Here is a 19,012-nt window from a genome sequence, read left to right on the forward strand (position 1 = left end):
CTCCCGGAGGGGCGGGGAGGGCGGAGGGCCGGTGCGGGGGGCGCGGCTCGGCCGGTGCGGGCGGCCGGCGTGTGACGGCGGTGCGCTTCAGCCGGAGTCGGTCAGCCGAGTGGGGCAGCCGAGTGGATCAGCCGTTGCGCGGGCCGGGGAAGGCGGTCGAGCGGACCTCGTCACGCAGGGACGGGCTGCCCGACGTCGGCTGGGTCGGCATGGAGCGGGCCGCCGGGACCGTGGGCACCGGGGGCAGTCCCGAGCCCACGTTGACCGGGTGCGTGCCCGTGGGCTCCGGGGTGTGCTCGGTGGCCTCGGGGGCGGCCGCCGTCTGGGCCGCGGCGCGCCGGGAGCCGTAGCGGCGGTGCACCGCCTGCTTGGTGACGCCGAGTGCCGAGCCCACCGCGTCCCACGAGAAGCCGAGCGAGCGGTCGAAGTCCACGGCGGCCGTGACGAGGGTCTCGACACTGTCCCGCAGTTCCTGGGCGAGACGCACCGTCGGGGCGGGGGCGCGTCCGTAGACGACGAAGCCCGCGGAGGGGCCGGAGCGGCGCGGGCGGTAGACGTTGCCCAACTGGGCGGTGAGGGTGCGTAGTGCGTCCACCTGCCGGCGGACCCGCTCGATGTCCCGCACCAGCAAGTGCAGGCTGGCCCGAGCCTGGGCGTCGTGGGTTGCGTGGTCGGCCATGAACAAGCCTCTCGAACCGGCGTTGAAAGGAATCGGGCCGCGCGGGCGGCCCGGCGTGTCAACTCTTTCTTGACCAACGTGCGGGTGCGGGGTTGGTCACGGGGTGGGGGCGTGGAGGGTTGGTCGTGCGCCCCCTCGGCCTTCGGCCTCGGGGGCCCACCCGCGCATCACCCGATTCCAGTCGGACGAGAGGCTGAGCTCTCCCGTGGGGGTACCGCGCCGTCGGCGGCTTCCCCTCGTTCGACGGCTCGTAGACTGGTGCGTCGCCCGCCACCGTCCCCGCCCGAGAGGCCCGTCCCACCCATGAAGCTGGTCTTCGCCGGTACCCCCGAGGTCGCCGTCCCCGCCCTGGACGCCCTGATCGCCTCCGGGCGTCACGAGGTGGCCGCCGTCGTCACGCGGCCCGACGCTCCGGCCGGACGCGGGCGCCGACTGGTCGCCTCGCCCGTGGCCGAGCGGGCCGAGGAGGCCGGGATCGAGGTGCTCAAGCCCGCGAAGCCGCGCGACCCCGACTTCCTGGACCGGCTGCGCGAGATCGCCCCCGACTGCTGCCCCGTCGTCGCCTACGGCGCCCTGCTGCCCCGCGTCGCCCTGGACGTGCCCGCCCGCGGCTGGGTCAACCTGCACTTCTCGCTGCTGCCCGCCTGGCGCGGCGCCGCCCCCGTGCAGCACGCGCTGATGGCGGGCGACGAGATCACCGGCGCGTCCACCTTCCTGATCGAGGAGGGCCTGGACTCCGGCCCCGTGTACGGGACGGTCACCGAAACCGTCCGCCCCACCGACACCAGCGGCGACCTGCTGACCCGGCTGGCCTTCGCCGGCGCCGGTCTGCTCGCGGCCACCATGGACGGCATCGAGGACGGCAGCCTGAAGGCCGTACCGCAGCCGGACGAGGGCGTCACCCTCGCCCCGAAGATCACCGTCGAGGACGCCCGGGTCGACTGGACCGCCCCGGCGCTGCGCGTGGACCGGGTGGTACGCGGCTGCACCCCGGCCCCCGGCGCGTGGACCACCTTCCGCGGCGAGCGGCTCAAGCTCGTACAGGCCCTGCCCCTGCCCGACCGTACGGACCTGGCCCCGGGGCAGCTCGCCGCGGGGAAGAACAACGTGTACGTCGGTACCGGCTCGCACGCCGTCGAGCTGCTGTGGGTCCAGGCCCAGGGCAAGAAGCCGATGCGGGCCGCGGACTGGGCGCGCGGGGCGCGGATCACCGAGGGGGAGCTGCTCGGCGCCTGACCCGCGCCCCGCCCCGACTTCACCGTTCACCGGCCCGGCGTACGCTGGTGAGCGCACTTCATCCCACACCCGGAGCACCTTTTTCGTGAGCGAGCAGCCCCGCCGTCCCCGCAAGCCCGGCAAGCCGTACCGCAGGCCCCAGAAGGACCCCGTCCGCATCCTCGCCTTCGAGGCGCTCCGGGCCGTGGACGAGCGGGACGCGTACGCCAACCTCGTGCTGCCGCCGCTGCTGCGCAAGGCGCGTGAAGCGGGCGAGTTCGACGCCCGGGACGCGGCCCTCGCGACCGAGCTGGTGTACGGGACGCTGCGCCGGCAGGGGACGTACGACGCGATCATCGCGGACTGCGTGGACCGGCCGCTGCGCGAGGTCGATCCGCCGGTCCTCGACGTCCTCAGCCTGGGCGTGCACCAGCTGCTGGGGACGCGCATCCCGAGCCACGCCGCCGTCTCCGCCTCCGTGGAGCTGGCGCGGGTGGTGCTGGGGGACGGGCGGGCCAAGTTCGTCAACGCGGTGCTGCGCAAGGTGGCCCGGGACGACCTCGACGGCTGGCTCGAGCGCGTCGCCCCGCCCTACGACGAGGACCCCGAGGACCACCTGGCCGTCGTGCACTCGCACCCGCGCTGGGTGGTCTCCGCGCTGTGGGACTCGCTGGGCGGCGGCCGCACCGGCATCGAGGAACTGCTGGCCGCCGACAACGAACGCCCCGAGGTCACCCTCGTCGCGCGGCCGGGCCGGGCCACCCGCGAGGAGTTGCTCGGCGAGGAGGCCGCCGTACCGGGGCGCTGGTCGCCGTACGCCGTGCGGCTGAGCGAGGGCGGCGAACCCGGGGCCGTCGAGGCCGTGCGGGAGGGCCGCGCCGGGGTGCAGGACGAGGGCAGCCAGCTGGTCGCCCTGGCCCTCGCCAACGCGCCGCTGGACGGGCCCGACCGGCGCTGGCTGGACGGGTGCGCGGGACCCGGCGGCAAGGCGGCGCTCCTCGGCGCCCTGGCCGCCGAGCGGGGAGCCTTCCTGCTGGCCTCGGAGAAGCAGCCGCACCGCGCCGGGCTCGTGGCCAGGGCGCTGGACGGCAATCCGGGCCCCTACCAGGTGATCGCCGCCGATGGGACGCGCCCGGCGTGGCGGCCCGGCAGCTTCGACCGCGTCCTGGTCGACGTGCCGTGCACCGGGCTCGGTGCCCTGCGCCGCCGGCCCGAGGCACGCTGGCGGCGCCGCCCCGAGGACCTGGACGGCTTCGCCCCGCTCCAGCGCGGGCTGCTGCGCAGTGCCCTGGAGGCCGTACGGGTCGGGGGCGTCGTCGCCTACGCGACCTGCTCACCCCACCTCGCCGAGACCCGGGCCGTCGTCGCGGACGTCCTCAAGCAACGCCCCGACACCGACCTCGTCGACGCCCGCCCGCTGCTGCCCGACGTCCCCGCCCTGGGCGAGGGCCCCGACCTCCAGCTCTGGCCCCACCTCCACGGCACGGACGCCATGTACCTGGCCCTGATCCGCCGCACCGCGTAACACACCCCAAAGGGATACGGGGCTGTGCCACGCTGCACCTCCGCCGCGCAGGCGCGAGCAGCCACCCGCAGCCCGAACCCGACGACGACCCGCAACCACCCCAGGGGCGCGGGGAACTGCGCGACCAGCCCCCACCGGCCCGCAGCCGACGAACAACCCCCCACCGGCCCGCGGCCGACGACGAACCGCACCGGCCCCGCGGCCGACCAACACCCCGCACCGGCCCCGCGGCCGACCAACACCCCCGGCCCGGCGGCCGACGAACACCCGACCCCGGGGGGACCCATGCCGCCCACCCCCGGAGGGCATGGCACGCTTAGGAGCATGCCCGCGCAGATCAACCCCAGCATCCTGTCCGCCGACTTCGCCCGCCTCGCGGACGAGGCCGAGGCGGTCCGGGGAGCCGACTGGCTCCACGTCGACGTCATGGACAACCACTTCGTCCCGAACCTCACGCTCGGCGTACCGGTGGTCGAGTCCCTGGCCCGCGCCACCGACACCCCGCTGGACTGCCACCTCATGATCGAGGCCCCCGACCGCTGGGCCCCGCAGTACGTGGAGGCGGGCGCCGGGTCCGTCACCTTCCACGCCGAGGCGGCCGCCGCGCCGGTCCGGCTGGCCCGGGAGATCCGGGCCAAGGGCGCCCGCGCGTCCATGGCGCTGAAGCCCGCGACGCCGATCGAGCCGTACGAGGACCTGCTCCCCGAGCTCGACATGCTGCTGATCATGACGGTTGAACCCGGCTTCGGCGGGCAGGCGTTCCTCGACATCATGCTTCCCAAGATCCGCCGCACCCGTGAGCTGATCAAGAAGCACGGTCTGGAGCTGTGGCTCCAGGTCGACGGCGGTGTCTCGGCGTCCACGATCGAGCGGTGCGCCGACGCCGGCGCCGACGTCTTCGTCGCGGGCTCCGCCGTGTACGGGGCGTCCGACCCGGCCGAGGCGGTACGTGCACTGCGCACGCAGGCGGACGCGGCCACCGCCAAGGCATCCTGGTCCTGCGACCACTGAGGAACAGAAAGTGAACGGCTCCCATCAGGGCTGATCAACAGCGCCGAATCTGCAAGGATGAACGGCGTATCCAGAGTGTGAACAGCAGTGAGGAGATCGCCGTGTCGGGTATGTCGGCGGGCCGTTCAGCCATGCGGATGGGACCCGCTGAGCTGGTCCAGGCGGCGGCCATGGCCCGCCGCTTCTACCTCGAGGGAAAGTCCAAGATCCAGATCGCGGAGGAGTTCGGCGTCAGCCGCTTCAAGGTGGCCAGGGTTCTCGAGACCGCCCTCGAGCGGGACCTTGTACGAATCGAGATCCGGGTGCCGGCCGAGCTGGACGCCGAGCGCTCGGACGCCCTGCGCGCCCGCTACGGGCTCCGGCACGCCGTCGTGGTGGAGTCCCCGGCCGACGCCGAGGAGACACCCGACCCGGAGAACCTGGGGGAGGTGGCCGCCGACCTGCTCGGCGAGCTGGTCAACGAGGGCGACGTGCTCGGGCTGGCCTGGGGCCGGTCCACCATCCACATGGCGGCCGCGCTGGACCGGCTGCCGCCGTGCACCGTGGTCCAGCTGACGGGTGTGTACGACGCCGGGACCGCCGAGCGCGGCTCGGTGGAGGCCGTGCGCCGCGCCGCCCAGGTGTCGGGCGGCGACGCCCACCCCATCTACGCGCCGATGCTGCTGCCGGACGCGGCCACCGCGCAGGCGCTGCGGCACCAGACCGGGATCGCCCGGGCCTTCGAGTACTTCGACAAGGTCACGGTCGCCTGCGTCTCCATCGGCTCCTGGGAGCCCGGCATCTCGACGGTGCACGACATGCTCAGCGACGAGGAGCGCGCGCACTACGCCTCCCTCGGGGTCGCCGCCGAGATGTCCGCACACCTCTTCGACGCCGAGGGCCGCCGGGTCGGACGGGACCTGGGGGAGCGGTGCATCACCGTCAAGGCCGACCAGCTCCGCCGTATCCCCGAGGTGGTGGCGATCGCGGGCGGGCAGCGCAAAGCCGCGGCCATCGACGCGGTGCTGCGCTCCGGTCTCATCACCAGCCTGGTGACGGACACGTCGGCCGCGGACTATCTGATGACGGCCGGCTCGGCACCGAAGTCGACGCTCAACCGGACGGACCCCGACGGAATCTGACGGCGATTCAGCGGGGAAGCGGGAAATCAGGGAAACACGGGAGGAAGGGCGCGAGATGACCGAGGACTCCGCGGGACGGCTCGTGGTCACGCTGGACCTCGGCGGGGTCACGGACAAGGCGGGGCTGATGGACCGCTGCGCCCGTGACCTGGCGCTGCCCGACTGGTTCGGCCGCAACTGGGACGCGCTCGCCGACTCCCTCGCCGACCCCTCCGTCTGGCCGGAGGGCGCGGCGGACCAGGGCCTGGTGCTGGTCGTGGAGGGCTGGCGGGCGTACGCCGAGGCGCGGCCCGAGGAGTGGGCCGTCGCCGAGGAGGTCTTCGCCGAGGCCACCGACCGCGGCCCGGGGCTCTTCGTCACCCTCGGTCCTGGAGGTTCCTCCAAGGACCCCGCTGACCAGCCTGGATGATCTGCCCGGGGGTTATCGGCCACCCGTCATGGGAGAATGAAGTACGTGCTCTTTCCCCCTGGCTGACCTGTCCGGGGGCCACCTCTGATCGACTGGGATGTGCAGCACGTGCGTTTCCTGAATGACATCCAGCCCTCGTACGACCTGACGTACGACGACGTGTTCATGGTGCCGAGCCGCTCCGCCGTCGGCTCCCGGCAGGGCGTGGACCTCGGCTCCCCGGACGGCACGGGCACCACGATCCCGCTGGTCGTCGCCAACATGACCGCCATCGCGGGCCGCCGGATGGCCGAGACGGTGGCCCGGCGCGGCGGCCTCGTGGTCATCCCGCAGGACATCCCCATCGAGGTCGTCACCGACGTCGTCTCCTGGGTGAAGAGCCGCCACCTCGTCCTGGACACCCCCATCGTGCTGGCCCCGCACCAGACGGTCGCGGACGCGCTGTCCCTGCTGCCCAAGCGGGCGCACAACGCCGGGGTCGTCGTGGACGAGGACCACAAGCCGGTCGGTGTGGTCACCGACGCCGACCTGTCCGGCGTGGACCGCTTCACCCAGCTCGAGGAGGTCATGTCCAAGGACCTGATCCTCATCGACGCCGACCTGGACCCGCGCGAGGCGTTCAACACCCTCGACGCCGCCAACCGGCGCTACGCCCCCGCAGTGGACAAGGACGGCCGCCTCGCCGGCATCCTCACCCGCAAGGGCGCCCTGCGCGCCACCCTGTACACCCCGGCCGTCGACGGCGAGGGCAGGCTGCGCATCGCCGCCGCCGTCGGGATCAACGGCGACGTGGCGGGCAAGGCCAAGCAGCTGCTCGACGCGGGTGTGGACACCCTCGTCATCGACACCGCGCACGGTCACCAGGAGTCGATGATCAGCGCGGTCAAGGTGGTGCGCGAGCTGGACCCGCGGGTCCCGATCGTCGCGGGCAACATCGTCTCCGCCGAGGGTGTGCGCGACCTGATCGAGGCGGGCGCCGACATCGTCAAGGTCGGCGTCGGCCCCGGCGCCATGTGCACCACCCGGATGATGACCGGCGTGGGCCGGCCGCAGTTCTCCGCCGTCCTGGAGTGCGCCGCCGAGGCGAAGAAGTACGGCAAGCACGTGTGGGCCGACGGCGGCGTCCGCCACCCGCGCGACGTGGCGATGGCCCTCGCGGCCGGTGCGTCCAACGTGATGGTCGGCTCCTGGTTCGCGGGTACGTACGAGTCCCCGGGCGACCTCCAGCACGACGCCAACGGGCGCGCCTACAAGGAGTCCTTCGGCATGGCCTCCGCCCGCGCGGTGCGCAACCGCACCTCGGAGGAGTCGGCGTACGACCGGGCCCGCAAGGCGCTGTTCGAGGAGGGCATCTCCACCTCGCGGATGTTCCTGGACCCGGCCCGTCCCGGCGTCGAGGACCTGATCGATGCGATCATCGCGGGTGTCCGCTCCTCCTGCACCTACGCCGGTGCGGGCTCCCTGGAGGAGTTCGCCGAGAAGGCCATCGTCGGCATCCAGAGCGCCGCAGGCTACGCCGAGGGCAAGCCGCTGCACGCCAGCTGGAGCTGATCGGCGCCCGTCACCGTCCACCGTCCCGTCAGGTCTGCTTGACGTCAGGCAGGCTTGACGCGACGCTGGGCGCATGACGACACCGCAGAGCATCGAGCCGGAGCACACCCTGCTGACCGCCGTGGCCCGCCTCGACGAGCTGCGCGCCCGCGAGTCCCTCGCCGGGTTCGGCAGCGACGACGAGGCCCTGGACCGCCCCCAGCTCCTGGAACTGCTCGCCCTGAGCGAGGTGGTCGCCCGCAAGGCCGCCTACGGGCGCCAGCTCACCGTGCGCGCCGCCCGCGAGGCCGGTGCCTCCTGGGCGCAGATCGGGGCCGCTCTCGGCACCAGCAAGCAGGCCGCCTGGGAGGCGCACACCCGCTGGATCGATGCCCAGGAGGCCGCCCGCGGCCAGCCCGGACAGATCGGCTTCGACGCCGCGGACGCGGCCGAGGCGCGGGCCGTCGCGGGTGAAGCGGACGGCCACTGACCGGCCTCCGCCGGGTCGCCGGGCGCGGTCCCGGACCGGTCGCCGACCAGGCCCGATCCGCCGTCCGCCGACGCCGGGCGGAACGCCGCACACCCCGCGCGCAACGAACACCCGCGCTGCCGCGTCGAACGCAACGATCGTGCTCGAACGCGCAAGGTTGCTGCATTACCGGGGCACCGCCGCGCTCGTAGTGTTCTGCGCTGTACGTGGCGTGGCGGGGACCCCGCTCGGTGGGTTCCCGTTCTGCACGAGCGCGCCCGCCGGTCCCCGCCGCTCCCCAGGCCCGCCCGGAGCCCGTCCGCCCAGCCCGGCGGAGCCACCGGCAGCGACAAAGGAGTCAACGCGTGCTCGACCAAGGCGCACCCCCGCACCACGACGCATCGGCCGCCCCCTCGTCCCCGGGCCTGGCCGCGCGCCTCATGCGCCGCAAGCCGGTGGAACGCCTGGTCGCGGAGGGCGGCCAGGGCGAGGGCGGCAGCCTCCGCCGCTCCCTCGGCCTCTGGCAGCTCACGATGATCAGCATCGGCGCCACCCTAGGCACCGGCATCTTCGTCGTCCTCGGCGAGGCCGTCCCCAAGGCCGGACCGGCCGTCACGCTGTCCTTCGTCGTCGCGGGCCTCACCGCGCTCTTCTCGGCCCTGTCCTACGCCGAGCTGGCCGGCACCATCCCGGTCGCCGGATCCTCGTACTCGTACGCCTACGCCACCATGGGCGAACTGGTCGCCTGGATCTGCGGCTGGTGCCTGGTCCTGGAGTACGGCGTGTCCGTGGCCGCCGTCGCCGTCGGCTGGGGCGAGTACCTGAACGAGCTGCTCGACGGCACCATCGGCGTCACCCTCCCTGCGGCCCTGTCGGCACCGCCCGGCGACGGCGGCATCTTCAACCTGCCCGCGCTGATCGTCGTACTCCTGGCCATGACGTTCCTGCTCGGCGGCGCCCGCGAGTCCGCCCGCGCCAACACGATCATGGTCGTCGTCAAGATCGCGGCACTGGTGCTGTTCTGCGCGATCGGCGTGCAGGGCTTCCGCTCCGGCAACTACGAGCACTTCATGCCGCTCGGCATGGCCGGGGTCAGCGCGGCCGGTGCGACGCTCTTCTTCTCCTACATCGGCTTCGACGCCGCCTCCACCGCCGGCGAGGAGGCCAAGAACGCCCAGCGCGACCTGCCCCGCGCGATCATGCTTTCCCTGGTCATCGTCACGGTGCTGTACGTCCTGGTCGCGGCCGTCGCCGTCGGCGCCAAGCCCTGGCGGACCTTCACCGACTCCGAGGCGTCCCTCGCGCAGATTATGACCGACGTCACCGGGCAGAGCTTCTGGGGCACCCTGCTGGCCTTCTGCGCCGTCGTCGCCATCGCCAGCGTCGTGCTGACCGTCCTCTACGGCCAGACCCGCGTCCTGTTCGCCATGTCCCGCGACGGACTGGTGCCCAAGGTCTTCTCCAAGGTCCACCCGAAGACCGGCGCGCCGCGCGCCAACACGCTGATCGTCTCCCTGTTCTGCGGCGTCCTCGCCGCCGCCATCCCGCTCGGGCAACTCGCCGACGCCACCAGCATCGGCACCCTCTTCGCCTTCGCCCTGGTCAACGTGGCCGTCGTGGTGCTGCGCCGGACCCGCCCCGAGATGCGCCGCACCTTCCGGGTCCCGCTGTCGCCGGTCCTGCCCGCCCTCGGCTTCGGCTTCTGCGTCTGGATGATGGGCAGCCTGTCCACCGTCACCTGGGTGGTCTTCGGTGTCTGGATGGCCGTCGGGCTCGTGTTCTACTTCGTGTACGGCCACCGCCGCTCCCGACTCGCCACACCGGACCCCGCCGAGGTCCGGACGCACCAGAAGTGAAGTGAACGACCCGCAGTGCTGAACGATCTCGACGAACGCATCGTGCACGCCCTCGCCGAGGACGCCCGCCGCTCCTACGCGGACATCGGGCAGTCGGTCGGCCTCTCCGCGCCCGCCGTGAAACGGCGCGTGGACCGGCTGCGCGCCACCGGCGCCATCACCGGCTTCACCGTACGGGTCGACCCCGCCGCGCTCGGCTGGGAGACCGAGGGTTTCGTCGAGATCTTCTGCCGCCGCAACACCTCGCCCGAGACCATCCAGCGCGGCCTGGAGCGCTACCAGGAGGTCGTGGCCGCGTCCACCGTCACCGGGGACGCGGACGCGGTCGCCCAGGTCTTCGCCTCCGACATGCGGCACTTCGAGCGGGTCCTGGAGCGGATCGCCGGGGAGCCGTTCGTGGAGCGCACCAAGTCCGTCCTGGTGCTCTCGCCGCTGCTGCGGCGCTTCTCGTCGGGCTCGCCCACGTAATCCCATGGGCAGGACGCCGGCCGGCGTCTAGCATCGGTGCCATGAGCCGACGACATTGATCCACCCGCGCCACCCGTAGCGCCTCCTCCCGAGGGCCGCCCCGGACGCCGTACCTCCGGTGTCCGATCCGCCCCCTCGGGAAGGCCTCATGACCGTCTCACCCACGCCCTCACCCGCGCGTGCCGCCACCGTGTCCACCGGCAGCCGTCGGCTTGTGCGCACGCTGTACGCCTCCGCGTTCTGCGACGAGTTCGTCCTGCTCTACCCGGTGTACGCGCTGCTGTTCAGCGACACCGGCCTGTCCGTCTGGCAGATGGCCTCGCTGTTCGCCCTGTGGTCGCTGACCGGTGTCCTGCTCGAGGTGCCCTCCGGCGTCTGGGCCGATGCCGTCTCCCGGCGGCTGCTGCTGATCCTCGGCCCGCTGCTCACCGCGGCCGGCTTCGCCCTGTGGGTGCTCGTGCCCTCCTACGGTGCCTTCGCGCTCGGCTTCCTGCTGTGGGGCGCCGGCGGCGCGCTCGGCTCGGGCGCGCTGGAAGCACTCGTCTACGACGAACTCGACCGGGCCGGCGCGGCCGGCCACTACGCCCGCGTCATGGGCCGGGCCCGCGCGATCGGCATCGCCGCGACCATGTCCGCCATGGGCCTGGCCGGTCCCGTGTTCGCCTGGGGCGGCTACGACGCGGTGGGCGCCGCGAGTGTCCTCGCCTGTCTGACCGCGGCCGCGGTGGCGACCCGCTTCCCCGAGCACCGCACCCCCTCCGGCGACGGCGAACGCTGGTCGGCGACCCTGCGCGCGGGACTCGCCGACGCCCGCGCCGACCGGTCCGTGCGCGGCGCGCTGCTCCTCGTACCGGCCGTGACCGCGGTGTGGGGCGCGCTCGACGAGTACACCCCGCTGCTGGCGAGCGACACCGGTGTGGCGCCGGAGAGCGTGCCCTGGCTGCTGCTGATGATCTGGGCCGGGGCCACGGCGGGAAGCCTGCTGGCCGGGGCGGCGGAGCGGCTGACCACCAACGGGTTCGCCGCCCTGCTCACCGGTTCCGCGCTCGCCCTGGCCGTCGGCGGCCTGGCCGGCACACCCGCCGCCCTGATCCTGGTGGCACTCGCCTTCGGCGGCTTCCAGCTCGCCACCGTGCTGGCCGACGCCCGCCTCCAGCAGCGCATCGACGACACCGGGCGGGCCACTCTGACCTCGGTCGCCGGCCTCGGCACCGAACTGGGCAACCTCGCCACCTACGGCGCCTATGCGGCGGCGTCCACGGCATGGGGCCACGGCACCGCCTTCGCACTGTCCGCGGTGCCGTACGTCCTGACGGCGCTGCTGCTGGCCGGCGCCGTCAGGACCGCTGCCGGGGCCCTCCGGGCACGATGTCGCAGTCGCCGGTCCCTTCCCTGACCTTCTGGAACGGCGCAGCCCCCACGTACTGGGGCAGCTGTGCCGTCAGGGGCGCAACGAATCGCCGCGGGGTGCCGTACGCACGCAACGATCCGCTCACGGGCGCGCAACAGGTCCGTCTTGTCCGGCCGAGTCCGCCGACCGTACGGTCTATCTGGCCCCCGAACCCCCTTCCCTCCGGTGAGGAACACGCATGCGCACCGCCCTGCTCCAGAGCTCCGGCCGCCCCGGTTCCACCGCCGAGAACCTCAAGGTCCTCGACGAGGCCGCGGGCCGTGCCGCCGCCGCGGGCGCCGCGCTGCTCGTCACCTCCGAGCTGTTCCTGACCGGGTACGCCATCGGCGACGACATCGGCGTCCTCGCCGAGCCCGCCGACGGCGACGCGGCCGACGCGGTCGCGGAGATCACCGGGCGCCACGGCCTCGCGATCGCCTACGGCTACCCGGAGCGGGCCGGTGAGCGCGTCTACAACTCCGTTCAGCTGATCTCCGCCGACGGCACCCGGCTGGCCGGCTACCGCAAGACCCACCTCTTCGGCTGCTTCGAGCGCGACCACTTCACGCCCGGGGAGGAGCCCGTCGTCCAGGCCGAGCTGAACGGCGTCACCGTCGGCCTGATGATCTGCTATGACGTGGAGTTCCCGGAGAACGTCCGTGCCCACGCCCTGGCCGGCACCGACCTGCTGCTCGTCCCGACGGCGCAGATGCACCCGTTCCAGTTCGTCGCCGAGTCCGTCGTGCCGGTGCGGGCCTTCGAGAACCAGATGTACGTCGCGTACGTCAACCGCGTCGGCCACGAGGGCGAGTTCGAGTTCGTCGGCCTGTCCACCCTCGCGGGGCCGGACGGCATCGCCCGCGCCAGGGCGGGGCACGCCGAGGAACTGGTCCTGGCCGACGTCGACCCGGCCTTCCTGGCTGCCTCGCGCGAGGCCAACCCGTACCTGCGGGACCGTCGCCCCGGCCTCTACGGCGCCCTCGCCTGAGCCGCGAACCGCGCGCCCCGACCCCACCGTTCCACCCGTGCAAGGAGTCCGTACCCCATGACGTCCACCGTGCCCAACGCGATCGAGCACGCAGACGAGCAGCAGCCGCCGATCACCATGTTCGGGCCGGACTTCCCGTACGCGTACGACGACTTCCTCGCGCACCCCGCCGGACTCGGCCAGATACCCGCCACCGCACACGGCACCGAGGTCGCCGTCATCGGCGGCGGCCTGTCCGGCGTCGTGGCCGCCTACGAGCTGATGAAGATGGGCCTCAAGCCCGTCGTCTACGAGGCCGACCGGATCGGCGGCCGGCTGCGCACCGTCGGCTTCGACGGCTGCGACCCCTCGCTCACCGCCGAGATGGGCGCGATGCGCTTCCCGCCGTCCTCCACCGCCCTCCAGCACTACATCGACCTGGTGGGTCTGGAGACTCGGGCGTTCCCCAACCCGCTGGCCGAGGCGACCCCCTCGACCGTCGTGGACCTCAAGGGCGAGTCGCACTACGCCGAGACGCTCGACGACCTGCCGCAGGTCTACCGGGACGTGGCCGAAGCCTGGGCGAAGTGCCTCGAAGAGGGCGCCGACTTCTCCGACATGAACCGCGCCCTGCGCGAGCGCGACGTCCCTCGTATCCGAAAGATCTGGGCGAAGCTGGTCGAGAAGCTCGACAACCAGACCTTCTACGGCTTCCTCTGCGACTCCGAGGCGTTCAAGTCCTTCCGGCACCGCGAGATCTTCGGCCAGGTCGGCTTCGGCACCGGCGGCTGGGACACCGACTTCCCCAACTCCATCCTGGAGATCCTCCGCGTCGTCTACACCGAGGCCGACGACCACCACCGCGGCATCGTCGGCGGCTCCCAGCAGCTACCGCTGAGGCTCTGGGAGCGCGAGCCGGAGAAGATCGTCCACTGGCCGCACGGCACCTCGCTGAAGTCCCTGCACGTGGACGGCGAGCCCCGCCCGGCCGTGACCCGGCTGAACCGCACCGCCGGCAACCGCATCACCGTGACCGACGCGGACGGCGACATCCGCACGTACCGGGCGGCGATCTTCACCGCCCAGTCCTGGATGCTGCTCTCGAAGATCGCCTGCGACGACTCGCTCTTCCCGATCGACCACTGGACCGCGATCGAGCGGACCCACTACATGGAGTCCAGCAAGCTCTTCGTGCCCGTGGACCGGCCCTTCTGGCTCGACAAGGACGAGGTCACCGGCCGGGACGTCATGTCGATGACGCTCACCGACCGGATGACCCGCGGCACCTACCTCCTCGACGACGGCCCGGACAGGCCCGCCGTCATCTGCCTCTCCTACACCTGGTGCGACGACAGCCTGAAGTGGCTGCCGCTGTCCGCGAACGAGCGGATGGAGGTCATGCTGAAGTCGCTCGGCGAGATCTACCCGAAGGTCGACATCCGGAAGCACGTCATCGGCAACCCGGTGACGGTCTCCTGGGAGAACGAGCCCTACTTCATGGGCGCGTTCAAGGCCAACCTGCCCGGCCACTACCGCTACCAGCGCCGCCTGTTCACGCACTTCATGCAGGAGCGGCTGCCCGAGGACAAGCGGGGCATCTTCCTCGCCGGCGACGACATCTCCTGGACGGCCGGCTGGGCCGAGGGCGCCGTCCAGACCGCGCTGAACGCGGTCTGGGGCGTCATGCACCACCTCGGCGGCGAGACCGACGCGACCAACCCCGGCCCCGGCGACCTGTACGAGGAGATCGCGCCCGTGGAACTCCCCGAGGATTAGTAGGGCGTCTCCGCCCGGCGGCCTAGACCCCGGCGGCCCTGGCCTTCTCGTAGACCAGGGCGGCGACGTCCTTGAGTTCCTCGGCGTCGCGCGTGGTGCTCTGCAGGTCGACGAGGATCTCGTCCAGGCCGATCTCGGCGTGCGCGGCTAGGTCCTCGACGATCTGGTCGACGCCGCCCTGGAAGGGACGGCGGTCGGAGCCCTCGTAGTTCTTCCTGCTGTAGCGGGTGTTGACCCGCAGCACCGTCCGGATCGGTTCGGTGCGGCCCCGTTCGGCGGCCAGCTCCCGCAGCTCCCGCCACTGCTCGGCGACGGTCTCGGCGCCCATGCCGGTCGGCAGCCAGCCGTCGGCGTGGTCGACCAGGCGGCGCCGGGCCCGGCCGCTGTTGCCGGCCGCCAGCAGGATCGGGATCGGCCGGGCGGGCTTGGGGCCGACCACCGCGGACGCGATCTTCGTGACCTCGCCGTCGTACACCACCGGGTCCGGTCCCCACACCGCCCGGCACACCCCGATCAGCTCGTCCAGGGCGGCGCCGCGCTCGGCGAACGGCCGTACGGACGCCGCCGCGTACTCGTCGTGCGACCAGCCGGTGCCGAAGCCCGCCACCACCCGGCCGCCGCTCGCCGCGTCCAGCGAGGCCAGTGTCTTGGCGAGCTGGAAGGGCACGTGCAGCGGGGCGACCAGCACGCTTGTGCCCAGCCGGGCCCGTTCGGTGACCGCGGCGGCGAGGGCGAGGGTGACCAGCGGCTCCGCCACACTCCGGTACGTGTCCGGCCAGGGCAGGCCCTTGACGCCGTACAGGCCCTGGGTCGCGGGCTCCGGGAACAGGGCGCGTTCGAACACCCACAGGCTTTCGTAGCCCGTCCGTTCCGCCGCGCGCGCCACGTCGGGGACGTCCTTGCCGAGGTCGTACTGCCGCATCTGGGGGAGGCCGAGTCCGAGACGGGTCGTCATGCCGGGTGCTCCTTCGCAGTCGGGGTGCGATGTTGCCCTTGGTTCCAACCGGTTTCAACGTACAACGAACGTACGGATGTTCCGGACGAGCACGGCGGAGCCGCGGCGGGAACCGGCCGGATCAGTCCGGCAGCGGGGTGAGCAGCATGCGGCCCGCGAAGCCCACCGCGGCGTCCAGCCGTTCGGTGAACTCTCCGGCGATGTCGGGCAGTCGGCGCAGCGCCCACAGGGCGCGCGCCGCCGCCCAGGCGGCCTCGCGGGCGCGCTCCAGGCTCCAGGAGCCCAGCAGATGGGTCAGCGGGTCGGCGATCTGCAGGAGGTCGGGGCCCGGCATCAGCTCGTCGCGGATGCGCTCCTCCAGCGAGACGAGGAGATCGCCCACGCGGTCGAACTCGTCCTCCAGCTCGACGGGTTCGCAGCCGCGCGTACGACAGGTGTCCACCACGGCCAGCGCGAGGTCGTGGCCGATGTGCGCGTTGATGCCCGCCAGCGCGAACTGCAGCGGCCGTACTTCGGGATGGCGGCGGAACTGGAACAGGGGGCGCCAGCAGGCGGGCGGACGGCGGTCCTCCTCCGCCGCGTCCACGGCGGCCAGGTAGCGCTCCGCGAACCGTACGTCCAGCGCGGTCGCGGCCGAGGCGTCCGCGAACCGGCCGCCGTCGATGTGCAGGGCGACGGTCTCCGTGACGGCCAGGTAGACGCGGTTGAAGACCGCCACGCCGTCCCGGGCCGGCAGCGCCGTGTCGAGGGCGCGCATCCGGGACAGGACGGTGTCCACCGTCAAGGCGGCCGTCGGGACTTGCTCGCAGTGCGCCATGGCGGCAGCGTCGCAGCTTTAGGCTGGCCGTCGTGCCGGCGGGCCCGACGCTTCCCCAGAACGGGGGAACGCGCCCGCCGCGCGGGGGAGGGGGATCCGTACGTGTCAGGCCTTCGCGCCCGGCGTCTGGCCGCCCGCAGGACCGAGCGCAGGCGTGCCGCCGCCCGCGGCGCGATGGCCGCGGCGGCGTCCGTCGTCGTCGCGGTGGGCACCGCGACCGGCCTGCTGACCGCGCTCGGCGGCGACGACGGCGGCGGTGCCGACCGGGCCGGGCCGCAGGCGAGCCGCTCGGTGCGGCTGGACGCCCTGCCCGTCTCCCCGTCCCCGTCCTCGACCTCGTCCCCGTCGGCGGAGCCGTCGCGCTCCGCGTCGCCGTCCCCGACCGCACGGCGGGCGACGCCCAGCCCTTCGCCGAAGCGGACCCCGGCGCAGCAGGAACCCCGGCCCAGCACCGGGCTCTACCGGCACCCCGACTCCCAGGTGCTCGACTGGGTCCGGGCCCACCCCGGCGACCCGCGCCAGGACGTCATCGCGTCCCGGATCGCCGGGTACCCGGCCGCCGTCTGGTTCACCGACCACACTCCGGCCACCATCACCGCCCGGGTCCGCGCCGTGACCTCCGCGGGCGCCGCCCAGGGCCGGGTGCCGGTCCTCGTGCCGTACGCGATACCCGACCGGGACTGCGGCGGCCACTCCGAGGGCGGCGCGCCCGGCCTCGACGCCTACGACGCCTGGATCGACCGGTTCGCCGCCGGGCTGGGCTCGGGCGAGGTGATCGTCGTGCTGGAACCGGACTCGGTCGCCCAGTCCGAGTGCCTGTCCGCCGGTGAGCGCGCCGACCGCTTCGCCTCCCTGGCCCGGGCCGGACGGGTCATCAAGGACGCCGACCCGGCCGCCCGGGTGTACTACGACGCGGGGCACTCCGGCTGGCACGCGCCCGCCCAGCAGGCGGCCTGGCTGAAACAGGCCGGTGCGGCCTCCGCCGACTCCTCCGACGGCGTCTTCAGCAACGTCTCCAACTTCCACACCACCGCCGACGAGGTCGCCTACGACCGCGCGGTCCTCGACTCCCTGGGCGGTCCGCCGAGCCTCGGCGCCGTCATCGACACCAGTCGCAACGGCAACGGCGCCCCGTCCGACGGGCAGTGGTGCGACCCGGCCGGCCGCAAGCTCGGCCGCGCACCGACCCTCACCACCGGCATGGGGCGCATCGACGCCTACCTGTGGGTCAAGCTGCCCGGGGAGTCGGACGGCTGCCGGGGCGAGCCGGGGACGTTCACGCCCTCGTACGCCTACGACCTGGCGCGCTGAGCACCGCCGCCGTCAGCGCCGTCGCCGCCGGAATCGGTCTTCGCGTCGTACGACGACGTGCCCTCGTCGAGGAGCGGCTGCTGCGTCTTGAGGTGGGCCGGGGCGAAGGCGCGCAGCGCGTGGTAGCCGGTGATGACGACCAGGGTGCCGAGCGCGATGCCGCTGAGCGAGAACGTGTCGGTGAACTCCATGCTGACGTTGCCGACGCCGATGATGATGCCCGCGGCGGCGGGCACCAGGTTCAGCGGGTTGCGCATGTCCACCTTGGCGTTGATCCAGATCTGCGCGCCGAGCAGGCCGATCATGCCGTAGAGGATGACGGTGATGCCGCCCAGCACACCGCCCGGGATCGCGGCGACGACCGCGCCGAACTTCGGGCAGAGGCCGAAGAGCAGGGCGAAACCGGCCGCCGCCCAGTACGCGGCCGTCGAGTACACCCGGGTCGCGGCCATCACGCCGATGTTCTCGGAGTACGTGGTGTTGGGCGGGCCGCCGACCGCGGTGGAGAGCACCGAGCCGATGCCGTCGGCCGAGATCGCCGTGCCGAGCCTGTCGTCGAGGTTGTCGCCGGTCATCTCGCCGACCGCCTTGACGTGCCCGGCGTTCTCCGCGATCAGGGCGATGACGACGGGCAGGGCGACCAGGATCGCCGACCACTCGAAGCTCGGCCCGTGGAAGGACGGCAGTCCGATCCAGTCGGCCTGGCCCACGGCGGAGAAGTCCAGCCGCCAGTGGTCGGTGAGCTTGCCGCCGCCGTCCACCGAGTGGATCTTCCCGAAGATCCGGTCGAGGGCCCAGGAGAGGACGTAGCCGAAGACCAGCCCCAGGAAGATCGCGATCCGGGACCAGAAGCCGCGCAGGCACACCACGGCCAGACCGGTGAACAGCATCACGAACAGTGCCGTCCACTGGTCCTGCGGCCAGTAGGTGGACGCGGTGACGGGCGCCAGGTTGAAGCCGATCAGCATCACCACCGCGCCCGTGACGACCGGCGGCATCGCGGCGTGGATGATCCGCGCCCCGAACCGCTGCACGGCGAGCCCCACCAGGAACAGCGCGACGCCGACCACGAGGACCGCGCCGGTCACCGTGGCGCTGGTGCCGCCCTGCGCCCGGATCACCGCGGCGACGCCGACGAAGGAGAGCGAGCAGCCGAGGTAGCTGGGCACCCGGCCGCGGGTGGCGAGCAGGAAGATGACGGTCGCCACGCCCGACATCATGATCGCGAGGTTGGGGTCCAGGCCCATCAGGACCGGAGCCACGAACGACGCCCCGAACATGGCCACCACGTGCTGGGCGCCCAGCCCGGCGGTGCGGGGCCAGGAGAGCCGTTCGTCGGGGCGGACCACCGCTCCGGGGGCGGGCACTTTGCCGTCCCCGTGCAGTTTCCAACGCACGCCGAGGTCCATGGTGAGGTTTCGCTTTCTCTGTACCGAGGTCTGTCCGGACCATTGTCAGGGGTGCCCGGCCGTGCGGTTGACCTGCACCCTTCCTCGAGGGGCGTGCTGAGCGT

The 19,012-nt window shown here is 72.9% G+C and carries 17 protein-coding genes; 13 read left to right on the plus strand and 4 right to left on the minus strand.

Features of this window, described 5'->3' with window-relative positions:
- Positions 1-127: 127 nt before the first annotated feature.
- The gene (locus tag IE258_RS24830) at positions 128-679 is read right to left on the minus strand and encodes a hypothetical protein (protein WP_159325231.1); all 552 of its coding nucleotides are present in this window, start codon (positions 677-679) and stop codon (positions 128-130) included.
- 303 nt (positions 680-982) lie between these two features.
- Here IE258_RS24830 and fmt point away from each other — a divergent pair, with 303 nt between their 5' ends.
- The 12 genes from fmt to IE258_RS24890 all read left to right on the plus strand — a co-directional run bounded on the left by fmt (position 983) and on the right by IE258_RS24890 (position 14,416).
- Complete coding sequence (gene fmt, locus IE258_RS24835; RefSeq protein ID WP_159325230.1) at positions 983-1,915, plus strand: methionyl-tRNA formyltransferase; 933 nt, start codon at positions 983-985, stop codon at positions 1,913-1,915.
- 85 nt (positions 1,916-2,000) lie between these two features.
- Positions 2,001-3,419: an RsmB/NOP family class I SAM-dependent RNA methyltransferase gene (locus IE258_RS24840; protein ID WP_189746874.1), complete on the plus strand. Its 1,419-nt coding sequence runs from the start codon at positions 2,001-2,003 to the stop codon at positions 3,417-3,419.
- 324 nt (positions 3,420-3,743) lie between these two features.
- Complete coding sequence (rpe, locus tag IE258_RS24845; protein ID WP_127896265.1) at positions 3,744-4,430, plus strand: ribulose-phosphate 3-epimerase; 687 nt, start codon at positions 3,744-3,746, stop codon at positions 4,428-4,430.
- Between the two features lie 77 nt (positions 4,431-4,507).
- Positions 4,508-5,551, plus strand: coding sequence for a sugar-binding transcriptional regulator (locus IE258_RS24850; RefSeq protein ID WP_189746876.1), 1,044 nt, complete (start codon positions 4,508-4,510; stop codon positions 5,549-5,551).
- Positions 5,552-5,606: 55 nt separating this feature from the next.
- The gene (locus tag IE258_RS24855; RefSeq protein WP_159325228.1) at positions 5,607-5,960 is read left to right on the plus strand and encodes a barstar family protein; all 354 of its coding nucleotides are present in this window, start codon (positions 5,607-5,609) and stop codon (positions 5,958-5,960) included.
- Between the two features lie 108 nt (positions 5,961-6,068).
- Entirely contained in the window at positions 6,069-7,511 is a 1,443-nt protein-coding gene (locus IE258_RS24860) for a GuaB1 family IMP dehydrogenase-related protein (RefSeq protein ID WP_189746878.1), read from the plus strand.
- Positions 7,512-7,584: 73 nt separating this feature from the next.
- Positions 7,585-7,980, plus strand: coding sequence for a hypothetical protein (locus IE258_RS24865; protein WP_189746880.1), 396 nt, complete (start codon positions 7,585-7,587; stop codon positions 7,978-7,980).
- 344 nt (positions 7,981-8,324) lie between these two features.
- A complete protein-coding gene (locus IE258_RS24870) occupies positions 8,325-9,815 on the plus strand; it encodes an amino acid permease (RefSeq protein WP_189746882.1) in 1,491 nt (496 codons plus the stop codon).
- Positions 9,816-9,830: 15 nt separating this feature from the next.
- On the plus strand, positions 9,831-10,283 hold the full coding sequence (locus tag IE258_RS24875) for an Lrp/AsnC family transcriptional regulator (protein ID WP_003977367.1): 453 nt from the start codon (positions 9,831-9,833) through the stop codon (positions 10,281-10,283).
- Between the two features lie 148 nt (positions 10,284-10,431).
- Complete coding sequence (locus IE258_RS24880) at positions 10,432-11,679, plus strand: MFS transporter (RefSeq protein ID WP_189746884.1); 1,248 nt, start codon at positions 10,432-10,434, stop codon at positions 11,677-11,679.
- A 193-nt stretch (positions 11,680-11,872) separates the two neighbouring features.
- Positions 11,873-12,661: a carbon-nitrogen hydrolase family protein gene (locus IE258_RS24885; RefSeq protein ID WP_189746885.1), complete on the plus strand. Its 789-nt coding sequence runs from the start codon at positions 11,873-11,875 to the stop codon at positions 12,659-12,661.
- A 57-nt stretch (positions 12,662-12,718) separates the two neighbouring features.
- Positions 12,719-14,416 carry a flavin monoamine oxidase family protein gene (locus IE258_RS24890; RefSeq protein WP_189746887.1) on the plus strand — a complete coding sequence of 566 codons (1,698 nt, stop codon included), beginning with the start codon at positions 12,719-12,721 and terminating at the stop codon, positions 14,414-14,416.
- A gap of 22 nt (positions 14,417-14,438) precedes the next feature.
- Here IE258_RS24890 and IE258_RS24895 read toward each other — a convergent pair whose 3' ends face one another.
- The gene (locus IE258_RS24895) at positions 14,439-15,371 is read right to left on the minus strand and encodes an LLM class F420-dependent oxidoreductase (protein WP_159325221.1); all 933 of its coding nucleotides are present in this window, start codon (positions 15,369-15,371) and stop codon (positions 14,439-14,441) included.
- A gap of 121 nt (positions 15,372-15,492) precedes the next feature.
- On the minus strand, positions 15,493-16,188 hold the full coding sequence (locus tag IE258_RS24900) for a DUF5995 family protein (protein WP_189746889.1): 696 nt from the start codon (positions 16,186-16,188) through the stop codon (positions 15,493-15,495).
- Between the two features lie 174 nt (positions 16,189-16,362).
- Between IE258_RS24900 and IE258_RS24905 the strand changes: the two genes are divergently transcribed.
- Positions 16,363-17,499, plus strand: a complete 1,137-nt coding sequence (locus tag IE258_RS24905; RefSeq protein WP_189747025.1) for a glycoside hydrolase family 6 protein — start codon at positions 16,363-16,365, stop codon at positions 17,497-17,499.
- Here IE258_RS24905 and IE258_RS24910 read toward each other — a convergent pair.
- Positions 17,481-18,908 (minus strand): uracil-xanthine permease family protein, encoded by a 1,428-nt coding sequence (locus IE258_RS24910; RefSeq protein WP_189746891.1) that lies wholly within the window; start codon positions 18,906-18,908, stop codon positions 17,481-17,483. The genes IE258_RS24905 and IE258_RS24910 overlap by 19 nt on opposite strands.
- Between the last annotated feature and the right edge of the window lie 104 nt (positions 18,909-19,012).

The sequence above is a fragment of the Streptomyces tendae genome, assembly GCF_014650435.1.
Classification (GTDB): domain Bacteria; phylum Actinomycetota; class Actinomycetes; order Streptomycetales; family Streptomycetaceae; genus Streptomyces; species Streptomyces tendae.